The 248-nt window shown below is 69.4% G+C and carries 1 protein-coding gene; it reads right to left on the reverse strand.

Translation table 11 applies throughout. The annotated features are described in order from the left end of the window. Positions 1-56: 56 nt before the first annotated feature. Positions 57-248 (reverse strand): dTMP kinase (locus tag SB773_RS33775; RefSeq protein WP_410594839.1); only part of this gene is annotated, 192 nt, incomplete at its 5' end.

A 248-nucleotide genomic window follows, 5' to 3' on the forward strand; every position in this document is an offset into this window, starting at 1 on the left:
GCCGACGGCGCATCCGAAGCGGGCAATCCCTCCACGGATGACGCAGCAACGATCTTCTACACATCCGGCTCGCGGGTCAGCACGACCTCGTGCCCATGCGCCTGCAGGCAGTCGCGGATCGCGCTGATCGCGGTGCTCTTGCCCGCGCCCTCGACACCTTCCAGGCTGATGAAGCGCGGAGGCTGCAGCAGCGCCGGACTCATGGCGTGGGCACCGGTTCGGCCGGCTGGCGCCGGCGTTGCAGGTAG

It is taken from the genome of Bacillus sp. SIMBA_074, assembly GCF_046534555.1.
Lineage (GTDB): Bacteria > Bacillota > Bacilli > Bacillales > Bacillaceae_G > Bacillus_A > Bacillus_A mycoides.